This is a genomic window from Acetobacter estunensis (assembly GCF_019083805.1).
GTDB lineage: Bacteria > Pseudomonadota > Alphaproteobacteria > Acetobacterales > Acetobacteraceae > Acetobacter > Acetobacter estunensis_A.
Genome location: NZ_JAHRDV010000005.1, coordinates 96,109 through 118,911, shown reverse-complemented (window position 1 = coordinate 118,911; position 22,803 = coordinate 96,109). Strand labels below are relative to the sequence as shown.

The 22,803-nt window shown below is 59.2% G+C and carries 28 protein-coding genes and 1 tRNA gene; 10 read left to right on the top strand and 19 right to left on the bottom strand.

Annotated elements, in window-relative coordinates; genetic code table 11:
* Position 1: 1 nt before the first annotated feature.
* From KUA11_RS08270 to KUA11_RS08250, 5 genes are all read right to left on the bottom strand, one after another.
* Entirely contained in the window at positions 2-1,372 is a 1,371-nt protein-coding gene (locus KUA11_RS08270) for a c-type cytochrome (RefSeq protein WP_217409841.1), read from the bottom strand.
* A complete protein-coding gene (locus tag KUA11_RS08265; protein WP_217409840.1) occupies positions 1,365-3,002 on the bottom strand; it encodes a GMC family oxidoreductase in 1,638 nt (545 codons plus the stop codon). Before KUA11_RS08265 ends, KUA11_RS08270 begins: the two co-directional genes overlap by 8 nt.
* Before the next feature lie 23 nt (positions 3,003-3,025).
* Complete coding sequence (locus tag KUA11_RS08260) at positions 3,026-3,652, bottom strand: sugar dehydrogenase complex small subunit (RefSeq protein ID WP_217409839.1); 627 nt, start codon at positions 3,650-3,652, stop codon at positions 3,026-3,028.
* Between the two features lie 181 nt (positions 3,653-3,833).
* Positions 3,834-4,790 carry an alpha/beta hydrolase gene (locus KUA11_RS08255; RefSeq protein ID WP_217409838.1) on the bottom strand — a complete coding sequence of 319 codons (957 nt, stop codon included), beginning with the start codon at positions 4,788-4,790 and terminating at the stop codon, positions 3,834-3,836.
* A gap of 359 nt (positions 4,791-5,149) precedes the next feature.
* Positions 5,150-6,343, bottom strand: a complete 1,194-nt coding sequence (locus tag KUA11_RS08250; RefSeq protein ID WP_217409837.1) for a hypothetical protein — start codon at positions 6,341-6,343, stop codon at positions 5,150-5,152.
* 309 nt (positions 6,344-6,652) lie between these two features.
* Here KUA11_RS08250 and KUA11_RS08245 point away from each other — a divergent pair, with 309 nt between their 5' ends.
* From KUA11_RS08245 to KUA11_RS08210, 8 genes are all read left to right on the top strand, one after another.
* Positions 6,653-6,859: a hypothetical protein gene (locus KUA11_RS08245; RefSeq protein WP_217409836.1), complete on the top strand. Its 207-nt coding sequence runs from the start codon at positions 6,653-6,655 to the stop codon at positions 6,857-6,859.
* Between the two features lie 189 nt (positions 6,860-7,048).
* Positions 7,049-8,224: a cysteine desulfurase family protein gene (locus KUA11_RS08240; RefSeq protein WP_217409835.1), complete on the top strand. Its 1,176-nt coding sequence runs from the start codon at positions 7,049-7,051 to the stop codon at positions 8,222-8,224.
* A 14-nt stretch (positions 8,225-8,238) separates the two neighbouring features.
* On the top strand, positions 8,239-8,553 hold the full coding sequence (locus tag KUA11_RS08235; protein ID WP_194303360.1) for a ferredoxin family 2Fe-2S iron-sulfur cluster binding protein: 315 nt from the start codon (positions 8,239-8,241) through the stop codon (positions 8,551-8,553).
* A 42-nt stretch (positions 8,554-8,595) separates the two neighbouring features.
* Entirely contained in the window at positions 8,596-9,675 is a 1,080-nt protein-coding gene (gene mnmA / locus KUA11_RS08230; protein WP_217409834.1) for a tRNA 2-thiouridine(34) synthase MnmA, read from the top strand.
* A 97-nt stretch (positions 9,676-9,772) separates the two neighbouring features.
* Complete coding sequence (locus KUA11_RS08225) at positions 9,773-10,561, top strand: response regulator (RefSeq protein WP_217409833.1); 789 nt, start codon at positions 9,773-9,775, stop codon at positions 10,559-10,561.
* 89 nt (positions 10,562-10,650) lie between these two features.
* Positions 10,651-11,922 (top strand): ATP-binding protein, encoded by a 1,272-nt coding sequence (locus KUA11_RS08220; RefSeq protein ID WP_217409986.1) that lies wholly within the window; start codon positions 10,651-10,653, stop codon positions 11,920-11,922.
* Positions 11,923-12,083: 161 nt separating this feature from the next.
* A complete protein-coding gene (locus KUA11_RS08215) occupies positions 12,084-13,112 on the top strand; it encodes a CorA family divalent cation transporter (protein ID WP_217409832.1) in 1,029 nt (342 codons plus the stop codon).
* A 108-nt stretch (positions 13,113-13,220) separates the two neighbouring features.
* Entirely contained in the window at positions 13,221-13,529 is a 309-nt protein-coding gene (locus tag KUA11_RS08210; protein ID WP_217409831.1) for a hypothetical protein, read from the top strand.
* Between the two features lie 136 nt (positions 13,530-13,665).
* On the opposite strand, the gene KUA11_RS08205 is transcribed toward KUA11_RS08210, so the two are convergent.
* From KUA11_RS08205 to hemE, 4 genes are all read right to left on the bottom strand, one after another.
* Complete coding sequence (locus tag KUA11_RS08205; RefSeq protein ID WP_254454777.1) at positions 13,666-14,157, bottom strand: Spy/CpxP family protein refolding chaperone; 492 nt, start codon at positions 14,155-14,157, stop codon at positions 13,666-13,668.
* 146 nt (positions 14,158-14,303) lie between these two features.
* On the bottom strand, positions 14,304-14,753 hold the full coding sequence (hemJ, locus tag KUA11_RS08200; protein WP_217409830.1) for a protoporphyrinogen oxidase HemJ: 450 nt from the start codon (positions 14,751-14,753) through the stop codon (positions 14,304-14,306).
* Positions 14,750-15,448, bottom strand: coding sequence for an HAD family hydrolase (locus KUA11_RS08195; RefSeq protein ID WP_217409829.1), 699 nt, complete (start codon positions 15,446-15,448; stop codon positions 14,750-14,752). Before KUA11_RS08195 ends, hemJ begins: the two co-directional genes overlap by 4 nt.
* Positions 15,448-16,536: a uroporphyrinogen decarboxylase gene (gene hemE, locus KUA11_RS08190; protein WP_217409828.1), complete on the bottom strand. Its 1,089-nt coding sequence runs from the start codon at positions 16,534-16,536 to the stop codon at positions 15,448-15,450. The genes KUA11_RS08195 and hemE overlap by 1 nt, the downstream gene beginning before the upstream one ends.
* Before the next feature lie 435 nt (positions 16,537-16,971).
* On the opposite strand from hemE, the gene KUA11_RS08185 reads away from it, so the two are divergent.
* Together KUA11_RS08185 and KUA11_RS08180 are read left to right on the top strand one after the other, a co-directional pair.
* Positions 16,972-17,580 carry a Maf family protein gene (locus KUA11_RS08185; RefSeq protein ID WP_254454776.1) on the top strand — a complete coding sequence of 203 codons (609 nt, stop codon included), beginning with the start codon at positions 16,972-16,974 and terminating at the stop codon, positions 17,578-17,580.
* A 93-nt stretch (positions 17,581-17,673) separates the two neighbouring features.
* A tRNA-Ala gene (locus KUA11_RS08180) sits at positions 17,674-17,749 on the top strand.
* 124 nt (positions 17,750-17,873) lie between these two features.
* On the opposite strand, the gene KUA11_RS08175 is transcribed toward KUA11_RS08180, so the two are convergent.
* From KUA11_RS08175 to KUA11_RS08130, 10 genes are read right to left on the bottom strand one after another with little or no spacing between them, the layout of a single operon-like run.
* Positions 17,874-18,206: a type II toxin-antitoxin system HicB family antitoxin gene (locus KUA11_RS08175; RefSeq protein ID WP_217409826.1), complete on the bottom strand. Its 333-nt coding sequence runs from the start codon at positions 18,204-18,206 to the stop codon at positions 17,874-17,876.
* On the bottom strand, positions 18,203-18,457 hold the full coding sequence (locus tag KUA11_RS08170) for a type II toxin-antitoxin system HicA family toxin (protein ID WP_217409825.1): 255 nt from the start codon (positions 18,455-18,457) through the stop codon (positions 18,203-18,205). Before KUA11_RS08170 ends, KUA11_RS08175 begins: the two co-directional genes overlap by 4 nt.
* Before the next feature lie 40 nt (positions 18,458-18,497).
* Complete coding sequence (locus KUA11_RS08165) at positions 18,498-18,971, bottom strand: RuvC family protein (protein ID WP_217409824.1); 474 nt, start codon at positions 18,969-18,971, stop codon at positions 18,498-18,500.
* Positions 18,968-19,684 carry a hypothetical protein gene (locus KUA11_RS08160; protein ID WP_217409823.1) on the bottom strand — a complete coding sequence of 239 codons (717 nt, stop codon included), beginning with the start codon at positions 19,682-19,684 and terminating at the stop codon, positions 18,968-18,970. Before KUA11_RS08160 ends, KUA11_RS08165 begins: the two co-directional genes overlap by 4 nt.
* Positions 19,684-20,067 (bottom strand): hypothetical protein, encoded by a 384-nt coding sequence (locus KUA11_RS08155; protein ID WP_217409822.1) that lies wholly within the window; start codon positions 20,065-20,067, stop codon positions 19,684-19,686. The genes KUA11_RS08160 and KUA11_RS08155 overlap by 1 nt, the downstream gene beginning before the upstream one ends.
* A 40-nt stretch (positions 20,068-20,107) precedes the next feature.
* Positions 20,108-20,881: a terminase large subunit domain-containing protein gene (locus KUA11_RS08150; protein ID WP_217409821.1), complete on the bottom strand. Its 774-nt coding sequence runs from the start codon at positions 20,879-20,881 to the stop codon at positions 20,108-20,110.
* The gene (locus KUA11_RS08145; protein WP_254454775.1) at positions 20,874-21,479 is read right to left on the bottom strand and encodes a hypothetical protein; all 606 of its coding nucleotides are present in this window, start codon (positions 21,477-21,479) and stop codon (positions 20,874-20,876) included. Before KUA11_RS08145 ends, KUA11_RS08150 begins: the two co-directional genes overlap by 8 nt.
* Entirely contained in the window at positions 21,464-21,979 is a 516-nt protein-coding gene (locus tag KUA11_RS08140; protein WP_217409820.1) for a hypothetical protein, read from the bottom strand. Before KUA11_RS08140 ends, KUA11_RS08145 begins: the two co-directional genes overlap by 16 nt.
* Positions 21,979-22,197, bottom strand: a complete 219-nt coding sequence (locus KUA11_RS08135; RefSeq protein ID WP_217409819.1) for a hypothetical protein — start codon at positions 22,195-22,197, stop codon at positions 21,979-21,981. The genes KUA11_RS08140 and KUA11_RS08135 overlap by 1 nt, the downstream gene beginning before the upstream one ends.
* The gene (locus KUA11_RS08130) at positions 22,184-22,402 is read right to left on the bottom strand and encodes a helix-turn-helix transcriptional regulator (RefSeq protein ID WP_217409818.1); all 219 of its coding nucleotides are present in this window, start codon (positions 22,400-22,402) and stop codon (positions 22,184-22,186) included. Before KUA11_RS08130 ends, KUA11_RS08135 begins: the two co-directional genes overlap by 14 nt.
* Positions 22,403-22,803 lie beyond the last annotated feature (401 nt).

The following is a 22,803-nucleotide window of genomic DNA, read 5'->3' as shown; positions in this document are numbered from 1 at the left end:
GTTATTTGGCGTTGCGGAAATCTGCGACCTGCTGCGCCGTCACGTGATGATCTCCACTGCCGAAGGTGGCGGTGAGATAATTCACCAGACTGGCAATCTCGGTGTCGGTCAGACGCTCCACATCGGATGTCGCGCCAAAGCCCGGCATGAGCGCATGTCCATCTTTCGTGGTGCGATCCACACCCTTGAGGATCGTCATGATCAGGTTGTCAGGCCGTGCGCTGCCGACTGTCGTGTTGTTGAACAGAGAGGGTGCGTAGTGGTTGCGCGTGCCGGCTCCGTCATGTCCATGACAGGCTGCGCAATTGGCGTCATAGATGTCTGCGCCGTCCATTTCCGTCAGATCATCGATGCGTTTCAGCACGTCATGACGGATATCAGCCACCTCCTGCGGCTTGCCGAAGCTGTCGCGCGGCTTGACGTCCAGATCGTCCTCCATCGCTGGCACCTGCAACAAATAGGTGGCGATGGCGTGCAGATCGGATTCCGTTAGATGACTCAGACTGTGCTCCACGGCTTCGGCCATGGGTCCGGCCGCCTGCGCATGACCGTCCAGCCGTCCGGTGCGGAGATAGGTGACAATATCATCCTCGCTCCAGGATCCGATGCCGCTCGTCTTGCTGGACGTGACGTTCGGAGCATACCAGCCGGTCAGGCTTGCGCCCGAAAGGAAGCGATCCTGCTTCTCGCTGAGCATGAAGTTGCGCGGGGTATGACAGGTGCCGCAATGCTCCAGCGCATTGACGAGATAACGCCCGCGCCGGACGGGATCGAAGGTGCCGGAATCACCCGTTTCGGGCTTTTCCATTGTGGTGACGTAGTTCCACGCCATCATGGCCGAACGCATCCCCGCAGGCAGCGTGGTCGCGTCTTCAGGCGGTGAGACAGGAACCGGTTCAACCTTGTGCATGAACCACGCATAGAGTGCCTGCACGTCCTGATCGGTCATGCCTGCGTACGACACGTAGGGCATGACAGGAAACAGGTTGGACCCGTCGCGCCGCACACCATGCCGCACCGCCTGCTCGAAGTCTTTTTCCGAATACTTGCCGATGCCGTGCTCAGGATCGGGTGTGATGTTGGTGGACACCACGTCACCCATGGGCGTGGAGATTTTCAGCCCACCCGCGAAGGGCTTGCCACCGGACGCCGTGTGACAGGCCACGCAGTCGGCGGCGGTGGCGATATAGGCGCCACGCGCAAGCTCCGGGTCGTTTGCCTGATCCGGGGATGGCGCCGGAGACGAGGCCGGAACGGCCGTTGTCGGTGTCGGTGCGAGCGGCGTGGGAGCCTGCGCCTGCGCGAAGGCCGAGCCGCTGCCCATGGTGCCCGCGACCAGAAGGGCAGGGAGGAGTTTTCCGATCTCAGGCATGCGCGAATTCTTTTTTCAGCGTGTCGGCAACGCGCAGCGCAAGGGCTGCAACCGTCAGGGTGATGTTGCCGGTTCCCACCGTCGAGAAAACGGACGAGCTGGCAATGAACAGATTGTCGTGGTCATGCGTGCGGCACTCTCCATCCACGACGGAATCCTTGGGATCGACACCCATGATGGTGCTGCCGGAGGGATGGTCCTGCGGGAAGTAACCCGGCGTCCACTGCTCGTCCGTGCCATGCATCAGACCGATCAGTTCGCGGAACACCTTGCGCGTGTGCTCACAACTTTTCACGGTGTATTCGGGCAGTTTGTAATACACATCCGGATGCGGGATCCCGAGGATGTCTTTCTTCGTCTTGCTCAGTGTCAGGCGGTTCTCCGGATCGGGGAGTGCCTCGTTATGGCTGAACAGACGCACGGTGTGTGCGGCGAGATAGCGGATGCGCTCTTCCAGTTCACGCCCGACATAACCCTTGGCGATGGCCATCTGGGTGGCAAGATCGACCTGATTGTCGTCCACCATATGCACCAGATAAGCCCCGCGCTCATTGCGCCAGTCGCCATCCCGGAAATTGTCGATCACGTTGGTCTCGAGCGGGCCGCGACCCGGCCACAGCGCCTTGTCGCCACTGATGAACGTCACCTGCACGCCGGTGTGGTCCATCATGTTGCGGCCCACATGACCCGAACTGTTGGCCACGCCGTCGGGGGACTGCTCATCGGCGGAGACGAGCAGCAGCTTGGCGGTTTCGATGCAATGCGCAGCAATGACGAAATACTTGCCCGTCACGCGGTGCGAGGTCTTCTCAGGATCGTAGTAATGCACGGCGGTGACGCGCTTGTTCGCAGCGTCACGCTCAATGCGATACACCACGGCGTTGGCAACAAACTTCGCACCCGCGGCTTCCGCGTGATAGACGGAATAGCTGCCATTATACATTGCCCCGATCGGGCAGATGGGCATGCAGTTGTTGTGGCCTTCGCAGGTCGGGCGACCATCATAAGGCCGCGTGTTGCGCGCCTGCGGCTCATGCACCACGCGCCACGGCGTCTTTTCCGCAATCATTTTACGGAACTCCTGCGCGGCATACGAAATGGGCAGAGCGTCCATCGGATAGGGCTGCTTACGTGGGGATCCGAGATCTTCCTTGGCCGGGTCCGGACCGCAGACGCCCATCATGACCTCAGCCTGATAATAGAACGGCTCCAGATCGTCGTATTTCAGCGCCCAGTCGCGGCCCTGCCCGTAGCGCGTTTTCAGTTCGAAGTCAGAGGGAAGATAGCGCCACGCACAACCGGCCCAATGCCATGTCGTGCCACCCATCATCCGCAGATAGACTTGCTGATAGGCTTCAGCATCCGGCCCCGTGGTGTGCAAATAGTCGTTGGGCGTTACCTGATCGGGGGGATGACGGGCCCACGGCACGGCGGGAAAAGGCCCCTGATAGGATGGCTTGTTTTCCAGATTGCGAAAATTCTCGACAAAGTGCTGACGATCCACGCGGGGACCGGCTTCCAGCACGATAACGGAAATGCCCGCGCGCACCAGTTCATTGGCAATCGAGCTGCCGGCCACGCCGGAGCCGACGATGACAACGTCGGCGGAGAGAGTCTGTTCGGAAGGCATGGAAAGGAAAATCCCGGAAGTGGTCAGGTCGGCTCAATGACGAGCTTGATCGGAGGCAGCGCGGGCGTGCCGGTCGGTGGCGCGACTTCGGGCGGCTTGCTCGTCCAATAAAATGGGCCGCCAGCGGCATAGGTCTTGGGGAAGATCGCGTCCTTGGTGATGTCGAACATCAGCGCCGAGCGATAGACCACGACGCGTCCGTTTGCGACACCGCGATACCACCCCGCCAGAATCTCGCGGATGACATCACGGAAAGCGGGATCAGCCTTTTCGGCTTCGCGGGCAAACGCGCTTCCTGACTTCGGTCGGGTTTTCTCCATCAGCGCGTGCAGCTTGCGCAATTGCTGCGGGCGTTTCGCATCGACCTTGAGCAGTTCGTCCAGCAACGCCGCCCCGATACGAGCGTCGAGCGTAGGCCGATCCGTCAGCCGCCGCGAGAGCGCCATGAAATGATCGGGTGCCATCAGGGGTGCCGCAGGCACAACGCCCGCCACTGGCGCATCCGCCCACGCGGAGCCTCCGAGCGCAGCCCCCGCTGCGACGCCCATCAATGTGTTACGGCGGGAAAGGCGCAGGGCCGAGCGGAGCCGTATGGCGTTTGGTGATGCACACCATCCCGAAGGAGGCTGGTCGTTTCGGTCCGTTGCCATGATCCAGTGTCCTTACACAATCGATCGTTCGGTGAGTGACGGATGAACCGTACAAGATTATGGCAGACCTTAATATTAGGAGCGTGTTTCTGGAAACGCCGGTAGGCCGAAGGCTGCCATGACGTGACATTGTGTGTCATATCCCTGTCCGGCCCTTTCTTCAGGCCGGACAGGGGCTCTTTCAAAGAGCGAGAGCACGCTTCAGGGCCGCGCAGTAGGCGTCCACGAACCGCAAGCTGAGTTCGGCCTGCGGCACATACATGTCAAAGACATGATACGCACCCGGCACGACCATGACCTCGGTCGGCACGGCAGCGCCCATCAGACGAGCGGCGTAATCGAGATCTTCGCGCAGAAACAGATCCATCGACCCGACGCCGATAAAAGTGGGCGGCAGGCCGGTCAGATCGGTGGCACGCGCGGCAGCGGCATAAGCTGGCGTGGACGCCCCACCGGCGGCATCACCCAAATAGGCATGCCAAGCATAGTCATTGGCGGAACGTGTCCAGACGAATTCACCGAAGTTCGGTCCCGGATCGGTTTTTGTGGCGGTGCGATCATCCAACATGGGATAGATGAGAAGCTGGAAGGCGAGTTTGTACTGCTTGCGATCACGCGCCATAAGCGAGAGCGCAGCGCTCAGACCGCCACCCGCACTTTCACCAGCCACGACCACCTTGTCGCGCCGGATACCGAGCTTTTGCTCGTTCTCATGCACCCATTTGAGCACCGCGTAACAATCCTCGATCGCACCGGGATATTTCACTTCCGGTGCAAGGCGATAATCCACCGAGAACACCTTGAATCCCAACCGGGAGGCCAGCATCTGGCATTTGGGATCATCGACTTCCGGATGTCCTGAGACGAGCCCTCCGCCATGGATATAGATCATGGCGGGGGCATCCGATCGGTCCTTCTCGGGAGAATAGACCAGAACCCGGACATCCGGCGCATTGGCAGGACCGGGAACATATTCCTCCCGCGTCACAACACCCGGCAAAGGCCGGCCTTCGATCAGACGCACGGAGGTGAGAAAGACTTCGCGGACTTCAGGCAATGAACGCCCGGACAGGCCATCGAACGACGGCATTTTTTCAAGGATGGGTAGAAATTCCGGATTAACGACGGATTTGGGCATAATGAAATATCTCCCTGAGACAGGTGGCAGGCCTCATATGCCTGCGCTGTCCGTAGTGAACGCCAAACAACGCCCGGGAGTCCGTGACCAGTATCAATATATATGGCGCATATGTTCAATATGACAGATAGAACGTGTGTATTTTTATTTGTGAATGTATCTCATGTAATATATGTATGATCCGATTTATAAATGAACTTCATACATGATATCTGGATCTGAAGATCCTATCGAAATGATAGAGAGAAAAATGAGTGACGATGGTTCATCACATCACTCACTTTTCCCTCATTTCCCAGTCCATAGAGGACACTGTTGAATACAGATCATCAGCGCCCCCTGAAACGATCATGAATTTTCTATGACTGGGAGTTCAGAACAGCAGAAGAAAGGGCCGACGTGCTGCTATCGGTCGGCACCATGGTGACAGCATGATGATTGCTGGCCTGTGTGATGTCCGTCGCCGCGTAGGTCGTAGCCGTTGTGGGAAGAGTGCTGGTTCCCGACAGAGTGCCCGCTGACAGTCCGGCCGCCTGTGACAACGCATGCAGGGCCAGTGAACTGGAAGCCGTCGAAGTGAGCGCGGGCGTGGAGGTTGCGGTGGACGCCTGCGTCAGAAGCGCACTGGTTGCGGCGACGGTCTGCGTACCCGTATCAGCGGCACTGCTAATGAATGTGGGTAATGTCTGTTCAGTGGATGTCGTGCTGCTGGTTGCAGCCGTCTGAGTGTCATGATGATGTTTGTGGTGGTGCTTATGGTGGTGATGTTTGTGATGACGCCGCCTGTCATGACTGGTGTCCTGCTCGCCTTTCTTGAAGGCGTAATAATCGGCATCAACAGTGGTGGCGTTACCTGCCGCGAATTCCGGCATCGCAAGTCCGCTCAGATCGGTCATGGTGTCGGAAGACGAGGACCATTCATAACCCTTGGTATTTATGGTCGTATCGCGTACCGCGTGCCACATGTCTTCCTTGTCGTAGGAACCATGCGTGACCGTGTCGCCTGCGCCACCGACCGTTCCACCACTGCCGCTGAATGTTACGGTTGAGTTGATGGCTTTCACATAATCATCGGCACCATTGACGATGATGGTGTCCCCTGTGCCCGCAAGAATGGTCTCGTTGCTGCCATTGATCGTGACCGTGACGTTGCTCCCGATCCGGATGCCTTCATTATTTCCCGAGAGAGTAATATTCGTCAGGTCATTGGCCACATAGATCATGTTCCGCTTGAACAGCGGACTGTCCGCCAGCACAGACGCCCCCGAAACATCTTTCACCGTGACGTTGGAAGCCGCGACAAGAACATTGTCGTATTCGGGCGCGGTGCCAGACGCCGTATCGGTGTAAAGATTGACCGTGGCACTGGCATTCGTGGCGTTCACGGTGCCGTAGGTGCCATAGACATTCGCGGAAGCGCCGGTTCCGAGGAAAATCCTGTCACCACTGGAAACACCCAGCACGCTTTCATTCGTTCCCGCCACCTGCACGGAATTGCCACCACCTGACAGGGTGGTCTGACTGTTATTCTGTGTCAGATCGATATCGGACATGCTTTACCTCGCGTTACAATATCATAACAAAATATTTCGACTCGATCTTAGCGGGATTGCGTTACGGCTTCCAGTCCGGTTTAGAAAAGGTTCTGATGCAAACGTATTTTTCTATATTTGGAAAGGTCTGGAAGTATTCCGGAAAATAGACAGAAACCTGATTTTTTCACGTCAGAAAAAGAATGAACGCCACTTTGTAACAGAAACTTTCACTGTCGATACAAGTCATCCGTCAATTTTTTCCGACATGCATCTTCTCTTTCATCGAGACGTTGAAAAGGACACTCCTCACGCAGGGACGATGCCACCATGAATGCAAAGCCCACCCTCGTTCAAAAAGTGGAAAGCGCTATCAGGGAATACGCATTGACGCCCTCAGGGGAAACACCTGAAGCCGTCTCCGCTTCCGTCGCGATTGCCGTCTGCCGCTATCTGAATGTGTCATCCTCTGATATTCCCGAAACGGTGCTCAACGCTCTCAAGGGTGTTGGCCCGAATGATGGAGAAGCCGGATAAGGCGACGATCATCCTTTCCAAAAAAGCCTGAATACGGCGGCGACACCTCACAGCGCCTTATCACTCATCTGATCGCAGCATCCGCGCCTCGTACTCAACTGGCGGGCATCCTGTAGCGATGCATCCTTGCCTTCCCTCGTGGTAATCCCCACCTTGCGGAAACACACATTACGCGGGGAGGACCACCGAATGGACGAGATCTATCTCGACAATGCGGCCAGCACGCCCTGCGACCCGCGTGTACTGGCGTATATGACGCCTCTCTTCACGCAGGAATTCGCCAACCCGCACAGCGATACGCACGCACCCGGCCACCGCGCGGCGGACATGGTGGAGACAGCGCGACGTAACGTGGCGGCGCTGATCGGCGCGGACAGCCGCGAGATCGTCTTCACCTCCGGGGCGACTGAAGCCAACAACCTCGCCATCAAAGGAGCCGCGCGCTTCCGGGCGCGACAGGGCGATGGACGCAAACGGGTCATCACCCTCGCCACCGAGCATAAATGCGTCCTTGAAAGTGTGCGGGATCTGGCGCGGGAAGGGTTCGACCCTGTGGTGCTGGGAGTGGACCGTAATGGTCTGGTGAACCCCGATGAACTGCACGAAGCCTTGCAGGTACCCACGGCACTCGTCAGCATCATGGCGGCCAATAACGAGACCGGCGTTTTGCAGGATCTGCGCACACTCGGGCGCATCGTCAAAGACGCAGGAGCGCTGTTCCATTCCGACCTCGCGCAAGCAGCAGGCAAGGTGGCGCTGGATGTAGGGGCGCTAGATCTCGATCTGGCTTCCCTCACCGCACACAAGATGTACGGTCCCAAAGGTGTCGGCGCGCTGTTCGTGCGTCGTCGCCCGCGCGTACGGCTGGAGCCGTTGTTTTCCGGTGGAGGGCAGGAACGGGGACTGCGCTCGGGCACACTGCCCTCGGCCCTCATCGCAGGGTTCGGCATGGCGGCGCGCATTGCGCATGAAGAGGGCCAGAAGGACGCACGGCATCTGGCACGGCTGGCGGAAACGCTGTGCGCGCAATTGGCACAGCGACAGGTGGCGTTCACGCTTAATGCCAAGGACGCGCCACGCCTGCCGGGCGTGTTGAATCTGCGGCTGCTGGGTGCCCCCGCTCTGGCGGTAATGAAAGAGGCGCCCGAACTGGCGCTTTCGGTTGGCTCGGCCTGTTCCTCGGCAGAACTGGCGGCCTCCTCGGTGCTGACGGCCATGGGGCTGAGCGCCGTGGAGGCCGCCGAAAGCTTGCGTCTCTCGCCCGGACGCTTTACCACCCCCGCCGATATTGTGCGTGCGGCGGGCCTTCTGGCCCAAGCGGCGCAGCGGGTCCGGGCACAGGCTCCGGCCCGCGAGACAGCCTGAGCGGGAAGCCCGAAATGACCAACATGATCTTTGTCGAGCCCGATGGTACGGAACGCACGGTCGATGCGCCGGTGGGTCTGTCCGTCCTTGAGATCGCCCACAAGCACGGGGTCGATCTCGAAGGCGCGTGCGAAGGTTCGCTGGCCTGCGCCACCTGTCATGTCATCGTCGATCCGTCCTGGGCGCCCAAACTGACACCCCCCACGGACGATGAGGAAGACATGCTTGACCTCGCCTTCGGGCTGGAAGCGACGTCGCGCCTTGGCTGTCAGATCATCATGACCGAAGCACTGGACGGACTGAAGGTACGTCTTCCACGCAAGAGCTGAAGCCGGGGCGGGTCACGCCGCCCGGCCGGGAGGAGCAACATCATGCGCATTCTCGTGGCCATGTCCGGCGGCGTGGACAGTTCCGTGGTCGCCGCAAAGCTGGTGGAAGAGGGACACGAGGTCATCGGGGCCACGCTCCAGCTTTATGACACGCGCGGCGCGGCCAAGAAGGGCGCGTGCTGCGCGGGGCGCGACATTCAGGACGCTCGCGAAGTGTGTGAGCGACTGGGCATCCCGCATTATGTCATCGATGCCGAGCAGCGGTTCCGCGAAAGCGTGATCGACCGTTTCGCCGCCTCCTATGCCAAAGGCGAGACACCCGTTCCATGCGTGGCCTGCAATCAGGGCGTCAAGTTCACCGATCTTTTGGGGTTGGCCCGCGACATCGGAGCCTACGCCATGGCCACGGGGCATTATGTGCGCCGGATGGAAGGACCAGAGGGCGCGGAACTGCATCGTCCCGTCGATGCTTCACGCGATCAGAGCTGGTTTCTCTTCGCAACCACGCGCGAGCAGCTGGACTATCTTCGCTTTCCTCTTGGCGAAATGCCCGACAAGGAGGCTGTCCGCGCCGAGGCCGAACGCTTCGGGCTGCTGGTGGCGGACAAGCCGGACAGTCAGGATCTGTGCTTCGTGCCCAACGGCTCCTATGCCGAACTGGTGGAAACGCTTCGCCCTGAAATGCGTGGTGAGGGCGAGATCGTGGACCGTGAGGGGCACGTGCTGGGCCATCATGAAGGGGTGACGCGTTTCACGGTCGGGCAGACGCGCCGGCTGGGCAACGCCGCCCAGATCGGTGGCGAACGGCAGATGGTGGTGGACATCGAACCCGCCATGCGACGCATCGTCGTCGGTCCCCGCGAACGCGCCAAAGTGACGGTCTGTCGTCTGCGCGACATGAACTGGCTCATCACGCCGCCTGACGAGGCCAGCGGAGACGCGGTGCGCTGCCGCGTGCAGTTGCGCGCACGTGAGGAACCGCGACTGGCGTCCGTGCGTTCTCTGGCGTCGGGAGAAGCGGAGGTCGTGCTGGACGAGGCCGCCCTGCCCGCCCCCGGTCAGGCCTGCGTTCTGTATGACGGATCGCGCGTGCTGGGTGGTGGGGTAATCTGCCGGAGCTGAGGAAAGAGGACTTCTGCGGTCCGTTCTCGACGCCATCCGCTCTCCCAGCTACACTTTCCTTTCAGTGCCCTGACCTTAGAGCGTGGTGATGCCGACGATGACGCAGACCTCTTCGCCCAGCCCTTCCTCTTTGCAGGATCTCCCCACGCGCATCCTGATCGTGGAAGACGATCCGGGAATGAGAACGCTCCTGAGTCGCACCCTTCAATCCGATGGCTACCGCATCCGCGCCGTGCCGGACGCGAAGAACATGTGGGACGCCCTGAAGACGGACCCGGCCGATCTCATCATTCTCGATGTCATGATGCCCGGCATGAACGGGCTGGATCTGTGCCGGACACTCCGTCAGGGCGGCATACGCGGGGAAGTGGAGGACGAATCCTTCACGCATGTTCCCATCATCATGGTCTCCGCGCGCGGTGAGGAACTCGATCGCGTGCTCGGACTTGAACTGGGCGCCGATGATTATGTGGCCAAACCCTTCGGCCAGAAGGAACTGCTGGCCCGTGTGCGGGCCGTGCTCCGGCGGGGACAATCCGCGCTGGCTACGCCGCCAGCGGGACGCACACGGCGCGAGATCATCAACTTCGCGGGCTGGTCGCTCGACCTCCGGCGTCGCGAACTCACCGATCCCACCGGCGCCATCGTGGACATCTCAGGAGCCGAGCACGATCTGCTGGTCAGCTTCCTCGACCATCCCCAGCGTGTCATCGGGCGTGACCGGCTGCTCGAACTTTCGCGCACCCGTCTGGGCGATGTATCGGACCGCTCCATTGATGTTCTGGTCAGCCGCCTGCGCCGCAAGCTCGGAACGGAAGCGGACAACCTGATCCGCACCGTGCGCGGACAGGGCTACATCTTCACTGCGCCCATCGAGCGCGTGTGATCGTCAATGCCGGAAACAGGCGGCAGGTGGTGGGGCAGGGCAGGGAACGGCTCATCCGGCTCTGGCCGCGCGGGCTGGTCGGGCGCGTCATGCTGGTGCTGCTTGCCTCCATTGGCATGGTGTTCGTTGCCAGCTGGACGCTCTACCAGCACGCTGAAGCCGTCATCGAGGACACGGATCGCTTCGATCTGATTGGAGAACGACTGGCGACGGATGTCCGCGTCATCGACGGGGCTGCGCCCACGACGCGACCTGTGCTGGCCACCATGCTGTCCACGGGCGACCTCCAGATCGTCTGGAAACCGGCCGACGCGGAACTCGACACCCATCCGGAGCCGAAGGGACTGGCGCAGTTGCACCAGCAGCTTGTCAACGCCAACCCGACACTCGCCCAGACGCATCTTCAGCTTCATCCCGGCGGCCCGGGTCGCTGGACCGACATCAGCGGCACGCTGCATCTCTCCGATGGCAGCCTGATCGGTTTCACAGCACCTGACATCCTGCGCAGCCACCTCGTCACGCGTGGAGTGGCGACAGCGGCCATCGTGGCACTGGCTGTCCTTTTCGTGGCTCTGATGCTGGTTCGTGCGCTCAGCCTTCCCCTGCGCGCCCTCGTGACCGTGGCGGACACGGTCGGCGCAGGAGAATGGGAACCTCTGGCGGAAAAGGGACCGGGCGAAGTGCGACGACTGGCGCACGCCATCAACGCCATGCAGGGCCGCATCGCGCATCTGATCGATGACCGGACCGAAGCGCTGGCCGCTGTCTCGCACGATCTGCGCACGCCGCTGGCGCGGTTGCGCCTACGGGCCGGTTTCCTGACCGACGAGGAAGCACGGGATTCCATCGAAGCCGATATCGACGAGATGGAAGCGATGGTCGATGGTGTTCTGGCCTATCTCTCGGGCGAAAAGGCGCGCGAAGCGTGCCGTACCCTCGATCTGGCAACACTCCTCTCCACCATTGCTGATGACGCCACAGACCGCGGGGGTGACGTCACGTATGAAGGGCCGGACCGTCTCTCGATTGTCCTGCCGCCACTGGCCACAAAACGGGTGTTCACCAATCTGGTGGAAAATGCGCTGCATTACGCGGGCTCCGCCGTCATCCGCCTGACTCCCAAGGCGGAAAGCGTGATGATCGATGTGGAGGACAACGGCCCCGGCATTCCTGAAAATGAGATGCCGCGTATTACAAACGCCTTTCACCGGCTTGAACTTTCGCGTTCACGGCGCACGGGCGGGCTGGGGCTGGGTCTTGCCATCGTCAAGCGTGAGGTCGAACGCGCCAATGGCGTACTGGAACTCTCCAACCGCCCCGAAGGCGGTCTGCGCGCGCGCGTGGTGCTGCCACGCGGCTGACATTCTTGCATGGTATTGAAGACATCATCTGCCGCACAGTGTGCCTTGGAGCTGCATTGCCAGCCAACGCGGACTGTGCAAGATCACGAAACCTGTGACGCAAATGGTGTCACCCCCGTCTTCCAGCCCCCTTCCACAGTTCCGGAAAGGAAGGAACCGCGATGAACGACATCCGTCCGCCCTTTCCCGATCCGGACAACGCTCTTGCCGATGGGCTGGTCTGGGCCATTCGCCTTCTGCCCGGCGAACCGCCGGAGAAACTGGAAAGCGATGAAATCGTCCGCGCTCTGGCGGGAGACCCTCCTGCCAAAGGTGGCTGGGTCTGGCTGCATTTCGACATCGTGCACACACGCTCACGCGCGCAGGTGGAAGCTATCCCCTGTCTGACGGAAGACGCACAACAGACGCTGACCAACACCGACAAGGGCGCCCGGCTGGAAGCCGAAGGGGATCTTGTCTATGGCGCGCTGCCCGCCTTCGACGATGCGGCCTCGGAAGATGACCGGGACGTGTGCGTCTGGCGCTTTGCGATGCTGCCCACGCTGCTGGTGACGACACGCCGTCACCCCATTCCAGCGCTTGGCGTGGTGTATCGCGAAATCCAGCGCAGACAGGTACCGGACAATCCCGCCGGCCTCGTGGACCGCGCTCTTCTGGAATTTGCCGATACGGCCCGACGGACCATGTCGCGACTGGACGACCAGCTCGATCGTGCCGAAGACGTGCTGCTGCTGCTGGATCGTGACACGGATCTGGGCCGGATGGGCGGCATGTTGGGTCAGGTGCGTCGTCGCTCGACGGAACTGCGGCGCGTGATCTCGCCGGTAAACCGCATCTTTCAGGACGAGGAACTGGAACTGCCCGAATGGGCGGAGGATGATCTACGTGACCGCTCGGAGCGTCAAATCCATGGCGCACTGGACGATCTTCTCGCTCTTCAGGACCGGGCACGCTCGCTGCAGGACGAGCTGACATCCAATCAGGCGGAAGAGACCAACCGACGCCTCTACATCGTCTCGGTTGGAACGACGATGATGCTGCCAGCAACCTTTGTGACCGGCTTCTTCGGCATGAACACAGGCGGCATGTTTCTGGCCGCTGGCCAATGGGGCACGGTCGAGGCTGGCGGATTATGCTTTCTCATCATGGTAGGGACATGGTTTCTGCTGAAAATGACGAAACTCCTCTGACCTCATCTCTTCCCGACGGAAATTGCGGACGAGGACAGCTAGACGTGCTTTCCGGGTGCGGTGGCCATGTGGGCTGCGCACACAATTTCGGGGAGCATTCTTTCGTCAATGGACGTGACCAGCGCCATCACTTTCATTCTTCAACTGATTCCATCGTCCGAGCTTGCCACGGCAACGGCCATCGTATCGTTCATCATCGCCAGTTGTGCGTTGGCCGTGCGGTTCTGGAAGCCCCCGACTTCCACCTCACGCTGGGCCGGGTTTTACCGGATCGTCAGCGCTCTGGCACAGGCACGGGGATGGAACGCCAACTCTTTTCCGGTCGATCGCAAACCCTCGGAAGGTCAGGACCCATCACCTGCCCCTCCAGCATCGGACGCAAAAGGCAGCGACATAAAGGAGACGCACGGATCGTAGACTGAACATATCATGAACAAGAAATTGCGAACATTTACGACAATATCAGTCTGAAAAGAAAGAAGGCTCTTTCCAAATCTTGCGGGATGGAAAGAGCCTTCTTCTGTCACGCCCTCATGAATGAAGGAACAACCAATCAGTCGTCCTGATCGTCGTGCTCGGGATGATCGATTTGGTGAATCTGATCCATCAGAGCCTTGATCTTGTCCTGCCGATCCTTGGCTTCCGTCAGTTGCTTGGTCGTCAGGAGGTCGTGGATCTTTACAGCCGTGTCGATACGTGCGGCTTCTTCCTTCGCGTGCAGGGCAGACTGCTGCTGCACCAGACTGTCGAGTTGGCTGCGATCGATCTTTCCCGGTGTCATGAGCTGGTTTGCGATCTGATCGTGCAGGGTGCGTTCCTGAGCGTGAAGGGCCTTGCCGCTTTCATGGCCGTCCTTGAAGATTTTCTTCAGTGACGTTTTCTGCTCAGCTGTTAGATCAACTCCATGCAACATGGGGAAACCATGCGAACCGCCGCACATCGGCGGCGGAGGCGGGTTCCCCGGTGCCGCGATGGCATTGCCTGATGCCACAGCACCAAACGCAAGCATGGTCATGGGAATCATAGCAAGAAAGCTGCGCTTCATATTATCCTGTCCTTGTATTGAGCGACGAGGATTGAGACCTCATCACTGTCTGCTCCCAACATCACCACCCATTCGTGGCAGGAAAACTGCAACATTGCTACGAAATGTAAGACTTATGCACTCTATGATGTAATTTTTATTACAAATTAGAAAGGCTTAACGATCACCATGATGACAATGACAATCATCAAAAGCGTCGGAACTTCGTTCATCATTCGGTAAAATCGCTCGGAATGAACATTTGCATCACGCGCAAAAGCTGAGCGCCATTTTGCGCAGCCGCCATGAAAGGCAAACATTCCGACAAGGCAAAGAAGTTTCACATGCCACCAGCCAGAGTGCCAGTTGATGACACCCGGCAGGGCAGCCAGAAGCCCTCCGAAAAACAGCGAAGACAGCATGGCCGGCGTCATGATCGCGCGCAGAAGTCGGCGCTCCATGATCTTGAATCGCTCACTCTCCGGTGAGCCTGCCGCCACCTGACAATGATAGACGAACAGCCGTGGCAGATAGAACATCGCCGCCATCCAGGCGATGATCGAAATGACGTGAAACGCCTTGATCCAAGGATACCACGGCAGAAGCGCCATCATCATGAGGGCAGACGCCCCTGCGCTTGAAGAGCCTTCTTCAACAAGGGCGCAAACTCGGAAAGGTGGCTGATGCGCACCAGTCCGGGCCATTCGGGAGCCGGTTCATGCGCCGGACGAAAAAGCACACACGTCATACCCGCGAGCAGGGCGGCCCGGGCACCGGTATCGCTGTCTTCCAGCACGACGCACTGTTCAGGCAGCACCCCTTCTTCGGCCGCAGCATGGAGATAGACATCGGGCGCAGGTTTGGGCGCCTGCATGTCAGCGGCCGAATGGATACATCCCGCCAGCCGATCGGCCAGACCGGTAGGGGTAAACTTCGCCTCCATCTCCAGCATGGAGGAATTCGATCCGACACGCATGGGTAGACCCAGCCGATCTATGGCCTTGAGCATGTCATGCACACCGTCGATCACTTCGACCGAGGACCGGAAAGCCTCGACAAACCGATCACGCAGACTGATGGCCCAATTATCGGGCAATCGATGGCCTGTGTGGGCTTCGATTTCTTTCTTGATCTCGACAAGAGCCTTGCCACCGAATGTAGCGACGGCGTCCCTCTCCGGCACGTCATAACCGGCTTCACGCGCCGCCTGTGCCACGAGACGGCAACTCGTGCCTTCGCTGTCGATAAGCACACCATCGCAATCGAAAATGACGAGCCGCAAGGAACCCTGCGCGGAAAGTGCTGATACCATCAGCCAATAGTCCGGATTGTGTTCACGAGATCACCCACATGCTCAGTCGGCGTCTCAGGCAGAACGCCATGGCCGAGATTGAAAACATGCGCACGGCCTTTCATGGAATCACGAATGGCAAGTGCTTCCCTACGCATGGACTCTCCTCCCGCAAGGACGGAGATCGGATCGAGATTTCCCTGAAGCACCAGATCCGGACGCACCTGTTCCGCCACAATGGTCAGATCCGATCCCGTGTCGAGCGCCATGGCGTCCACACCCGTCTCACGGGCATATTCAGGTGCCATCACGCCCGCCAGTCGGGGAAACCCGATTACAGGCACATTCGGGTGACGATTTTTCAGATAAGCGACGATCTGGCGCGTGGGGGCGATGACATGCCGCCGAAACTCGTTGGGTGGCAGAAGGCCGGACCATGAGTCGAACAGCATGATCGCCTGCGCCCCGGCATCCACCTGGTCTGACAACATCTGAGCCGTGCTTTCCGTGAGCGTGGCCATGAGCCGATCGAACAGCGCGGGATCACGATACGCCATCAGGCGCGTCTGGGCGAACTCCTTCGAGCCACCGCCCTCGACCATATAGCACCCGACGGTAAAGGGAGCGCCGGCAAAACCGATCAGCGTCACGGTTTCCGCCGCGGCCGCCCCGACCGGCTCCTTCAATGTCTTTCGCAGACGACGCAAGGTCTCCATCACGGGTTCCGTGCGTTCGGCCACTCTTTGCGGATCGAGCCGAGCAAGATCGGCCTCACTACGGATCGGTGTGAGAACAGGACCGCGTTTTTCGATGAATTCGAGAGATTGGCCCATGGCCCATGGAAGGACGAGAATGTCCGAAAACAGGATGGCGCCGTCCATTGCAAAACGTCGGACGGGCTGGAGCGTGATTTCGGTGGCCATATCTGGCGTCATGCAGCGCGTCATGAAGTCGGCTTTGGCGCGGAGGGCACGGAATTCGGGCAGAAAGCGACCCGCCTGACGCATGAGCCACACTGGAGGCGGCCAGGTGGCCTCGCCCCTGAGCGTGCGAAGGAGCCGTCTGCGTTCGTCTGTCCCGTGCGTTGTGGTCACCGTGTGTCCTGCCATTCCTGCCTTGAGTGATCGTCATCATCTCTAACGAATAAAGAAAGATAAGGAAATGATGAGAAGGTACTTGGGCCTGTGGATGACGGGGTACCCATCTTTCCGAAAAAGTACCCCGCTTTTCCCCCGATGTGTACAGATTTCAGGCATCTGGAAAGACAGGGTTTTTTCGGGTTATCCAGAAATCCTCCGCAGGGGGCTGTGTACAATTCACAGTTTCTGAAGATGTACCCTCTGTCCACGGTACTCGGTACTTCAGGCTGAGGATGTCCGTACCATCCCCATGTACCCCAGGGCGGTACAAGGTACTGGATATGGTACTCACAGAAGTACCAACGGGTGCTGATCCTGAGAGCGCCCATACGTACAGGCACGTGTGAAGAGGACAAAAGAATGGCCGACTCGAATTCTTTGCTTTCAGAAGTACCGGAGTCGTCTTTGCTTGCATCTGGAGTGCGGTTGATTCTGGCCAGCGGTTCAGTCGCCCGGCAGGCGCTGCTGAAAGCAAGCGGCCTGCCCTTTGCGGTCTGTCCGGCGCAGGTGGAGGAAAGTCCGGTTCGCGATCATGGAAAAGCTAGTGGGCAGAGCGCGCAGGCCGTGGCGCTGGAACTCGCGCAGGCCAAGGCTCTTGCCGTAAGCAGAGATCATCCCGGTGCTCTGGTGATCGGTGCCGACCAGATGCTGTCCTGTGACGGCGTATGGTTCGAAAAGCCTCTTACCTATGCGGCGGCGCGCGGACAGCTTGTGGCTCTAAGGGGCCGGACGCATCACCTGCACAGCGCGGTGGTCCTGTGCCGGGATGGGCATATCCTGTGGCGGCATGTCTCGACCCCCACCCTGACTATGCGGCATTTTTCCGATGCTGCGATGGAGACATGCCTCGCGGCCGATGGTGGAGCATGCCTGCACTGTGTGGGCAGTTATCGGTTGGAAGGACCGGGGATCCAGTTCTTCGAGCGGATCGAAGGCACGCACGACGCCATTCTTGGGCTGCCCATGCTGCCGCTTCTGGCAGCTTTGCGGGATATGGAGATGCTGCGGAAATAATTCCCGCTGGTTGGCAGGAAAGGCTTGTCAGGTGTCATCGAGCGGGTTATACGGCCTTCCACTTCAACGAGAGTCGTATGGCTCGCGTTGTGGGGGGCCATAGCTCAGTTGGGAGAGCGCCTGAATGGCATTCAGGAGGTCGTCGGTTCGATCCCGATTGGCTCCACCAGTTACCTGGTATTTATCCAATAAAATCAAAGTGTTGTGGGCAAGAAGTACAACCTCGCCCTGCATGTTGTCCCTCTTGAGGACTGACATTCTGAGCGCCGTTCTGGGGCTTGGAGAGACGATTCTCAGCCAGCAGCCTGCTCCAGTGCATCCTGAACAAGACGATTCAGACTGACGCCACGAGCCGCGGCCATCTCGACGGCTCGGGCATGCGCATCAGGCGGCAGACGCACCTGGAACTTGCCGGAATAGTGCTTCATTGGCTCCACACCCTTCTCGGCGCACATCTCCAGAAAGACGCGCAGGGACGTTTCCCCTTCCTGCCGAAGGCCTTCCACACTATCGGCATAAAAGTCAGCCCCGCCATTGAGACCGATGAACTCGCCCCGGAACAGGCCAATCTCAGGATCAAACTGAATGACGGCCCGATGGCCGCTTATCTCCATCATGTTGTTCATGGCGTCACCTCATTCTGCTCAAGCCATTTTCGCACCGCTGCAACAGCGCCCTTGTCGGTGTCCGGTTTGGGGTGCGGGCGATGGAACACCCGGATTTCTCCAAACAGGAACACGCCAATGCGGGAGCCTTCCCGTTCCGACACCTCACCACCAAGAGCAATGAACAGAGCTTCGATGTCGGACCATGGCACATTGCCAGAAACGGGACGCTTGAAGATCAGCTCCAGCGTGCGGCGATGTTTGGCTTTCATGGATAGGTGATACTATTTTTCAGTATCACAGGCAACGTATTTATCGGCTGAGTCGGCAGGCATAAGCCCCGATCAATGCTGCCTCAGCTCGCCCGTCATCCTTCACCCGCTTGAACTGGTCGGCGGCGGTCGGGAAAAGCTGCATCGCGCGCGCCCTCGCTCCGCCCTTGTCGGCCGGACAGGAGATCGCTTTCTTCCACACGTTCGGTCGCACTGTGGTGAGAGGCTTACCAAGGGTCGCCGTCACTCCCTCGATCACGCCAACTCCACGACCAAAGGCAAACGCTCCCACGCTTCCCTCGCCCGGGCGCGTGCTCACCTGCTCCAGCCAGATTTCCGATGGATCGTGGATACGCAGCATCGTCGCCAGCAATGGGGCAGAGACGATCCTACGTTGCTTCCCAGACACCGTGATGGTGACGGTGGGCATGTCGAGAACTTCGATCAGGTGACCGTCCGCAGACAGGATGGCGATGGCGCCAGAGTTGCCCGGATCAATGGCAGCGATACTCAACGGCCCATACTCCATTGTATGGCAGGTCGCGGCCACGGTCGGTTTTCAGCGCCCCAAATGGCGAGGGCTGTGGCCAGCACAAGATCGTCATGTATGCCTTCGCGCCATGCCTCCATCGTCTCGTTGCCATGTGCCGTTTTCTTCACACGGAAGTTCTGCAACTCGTGTCGAAGGGCATCTGAAGCACTGGCATGAGAGGTCAATGCAAGGCGATCCTCCGCGAATGCGACATCAAGCAAGCTAGCCAGAACAGATTTGGGAACATTGGCTTCCCCTGGCTTTGGACGGCTGACTTTTGACCCACCCGTGATCGAGATTCCTGTCAGTCTCAGCTCCATCTCACGCATGGCATCCACAACCGGTGCGCCAACACCCGTTCGGTCCACAAACAGATGGGCGCCATAGGGTGAGGCCGGAAGCTGCTGAAGGATGCTCTGAACCGAGCGTGTGATGTCGGGATACGATGTCCCGCGTGGATAGCGGTGCAGATTTACCACCCGGTATCGACGCACACCGCGGCGCTCCACGATCCCTGCCTTTGCATCAAACTTGGTTCTCTGCCAGCGCTGACGTTCGCACGCCAAAACCTCCGTCACACAGAGCGCCGTGAAATCCTGACTTTTCCCAAGATCCAGACCCACAGAGTAACTTTCTAGCTCGCCATCAGTGATGACACGCCGATCTTCGACAATCTCCGTGTAAGGTCGGGTCATCAAAGCATCACCGTGGCGGCCGGATGATCAGCCGGATCCTCGAAGCCAGCGTAATGCAACGTGCCCGGCACGACTGCAAAAGGACCGCCCTGATAAGTGACGCCTACAGCCCCGACACAATCGGTCAGCACCTCCTGTGCACCGGGCTGAATAGTAATCCGGCCGCCATTCGCACGTGCTCCATCCGGAACAACGGGAGGCTCAGTTTCTCCAGAGACGTACCAAAGAGAAAGCGGAGAAGAGCCGTCATTGCTGACCAGTAGGCCAGCACCGGCGTCACACTCAGGAAAAGTCACACTGGCTAATCCATGAATGGGCGCCGCTGGCACCGCAATTGCACCGCTCACACCACCGGGACCGGTTTCAGTCGCAGCGAGATTCATGGCACCGGATAAGAAAAGACGTCGTATCTGCATGGTCACCTCAGAAATTGAGTTCGAGGAGAGGCACATCACGCGAGAATGCGCGTTCGATTGCCTCATCACTGAAAAACTGATCGTCGGCCTCAACAAACTTGCAATGGAATTCCTGCTCGAATTTCCACGGGCCATACTCAGAACGCATGTCCTCAAGATATTCGGGGCTGATGCGCGAAACCTGTTCGGCGGTGACGCTTTCACGCTGCCACTTGGGATCTCCACCCGCCCAGGCATTATAGAAATGCCCCTGTTTGCCATTTGGAGTGGACATCAGCACCAATCGGCCGTTCGAGGTGGCCAGCATCGGCAAAAATGCTTCGTACAGGCTGTCATGTACGAACGCCGCCTCATCTTCCACGATCAGGTTCGGAGCAGAATACCCACGGATGTTGTCTCCATCGCCCGGCAGACTGACAATGCGCGAACCATTGGCCAGCTTGATCTCGGTGGCAGCTTCCTTCAGCAGCTTCGGCGGCCCATCCATCGTATTGATGTGTGTCTGCACCTTGGCCAGAAGTTCTGAACTCTGCCGCTGGGCCTTCGAGAACAGCAAAATCAGAGAATTCGCGTGATACATCCCCGTATGGAGTGCGAGCACGGATGTTGTGGTCGTCTTTCCGGCCTGCCGGGTGCAGTTGAGCAGTATCCGGTTTCTGGTCGAACCAAGGACATTGGCCTGCCACGGATCAGGTTCAAACCCGAGCCGTTCCCGCGCAAACAGCACCGGATCGAGAGCGTGCCGAAGATCGCGGGCCATGTCTCTGACCAGATCAGCCATCAATCGTCCCCAACGCCTGCACGACCGCAGCACGTGCGTCAGGAAAGCGCTCAAGGGCGGCAAGGATGCTGCCTTGCACCACTGTCCAGCCGGGAGCGTTGACGATGTTGATTTGCACCCCTGCGCGAGAGCCCTCACCCGTCACACGCGCCTGACTATCCAGTACGCCACGGGCCTCTCGGATGGCCGCAATGGCGTCTTTGAGTTTCCCCGCTTTCTCAGCTCGGTCCAGAAGAGCCATCGCACGGCCGCGCAGTTCTTCAAGCTGAGCAACGATGCCGAGGGTCGGCTCAATATCGTCAACAGCGAGACCGGTCGCCTTCTCAAGACGCGGAAGGAGATGGTCCGCATAGTGACGCTGGAGAGCACGCGCTGTGATGCCGGGGAAAGCCTCCGCAACTGAGGCGCAGGACGTGTCCGGGTTGATGAGTGCCCGATCAATCTCCCGCGCCAGAGTGTGGGTGCAGATGCTGCATGGACGGCCTCTTTTGCCCGCCGTTTTTTTCGTCGCACTCACCACGGCAGGAGCAATTTCGCCATCATTTTCGTCCGACGATTCTGCGGCGTTTTCGGGAGGGATTTTCACTCGCAGACCCATACCCCGTTCCGCTCCAGCCATGCCGCTGCCAAGGGCACACGCAAGGTCGTGAGACGGGTCTTGTCGCTGTCAGTCAGAAGGTGGGCTGGGCGCACGCTGAGCCGGTTCTTCGACCCAATCTCAAGGCGAATACCCCGACGCCCCAGTTCTTCAAGGAAAGCGTGTGCTGCCTGCTCAGGTGTGGGAGCACTCCGAGGTGCAGGAGCTATTGCCTGAGCCGCCTCACGTGCGATGGTTTCCCGCGGCATATCCCGCCAGCGAACGAATTCAGCGATTGCATCCTCGACTACCTTGCGGATGCGGGCCTTGGCCTCTCTGTCCGCAAGCGAATTTGCATTGGCTCCGGTCTGATTATATCGGCCCGCCGCAAAGCGAGCTTTCTGAGCCAGTCCATCGAGGACGCTCCAAGGCGCACCATCCCGAATGCGGGCTGCTTGATGCGCCTGCATCATATCCTGAACGAGAACGGTGATTGGTTTTTCTTCAGTGACAGTCGGCATCACATCAGACCTCGCTTGCGGAAGCCCATCTGCTTGAGCCTTGCTTCGAAGTCAGCCTTCGTGGCTGTGCGTGCATTGAAGGCAGGCGCAAAGGCCTGTGGATACCGCTGCTTCAGATCGGCCACCTGACCAGCTACCGACAGATCTGTGCGGGCAATTTTCAGCAGAGAGAGGTCTTTCAACCCGGCTGAGCGGGCGGTTTCTTCAAGCGTGCTCACGGGCGCGCTCCTTATCTGTTCGGGCACGCACCCATGCAACCAGAGCTTCTTCAGGCCACATGACACATGCCTGCCCCAACAGGATGGACGGCGGAGCATCGCCTCTTTTGGCCATGCGTCGCAGGGTCTGGGTACTGATCCCCAGCCGACGCGCCGCCTCCCTCGTCGTCAGACACAGCGGAGCAGGAATATCGGGTGCGTTCATGTCATCAGAATACAATGAAAGTGAATGATATAGTACAGAAAACGACATTTCTTACATTCCCCGACTGAAGCACAGGGAAACACCCAGAAACAGACAGATAAATTCAGAGCGTTATCACAATTTATTGCAGACACATCCAATCAATACAGATCGACGGTCATCAGCCGCGATCACCGCCAAAGGTTCAGATTTGGGCTCGTTGCGTCGTTAAGAGGGACAATAAACAGGGCGCGAGGAAGAATATGAACGATAATTGGCTAAATTACGCCAGTTTTTAGGCTAGGTTCGGAGACTTATATAGGAACCGAACCTCAGTTTCGGCCCGATGCGGCGCATGTGTCCGGCAAGTATTCGGCTGGCCATTGGAGGGTCAATTCCAGCGTGGAGGAAACCGCCAGGTG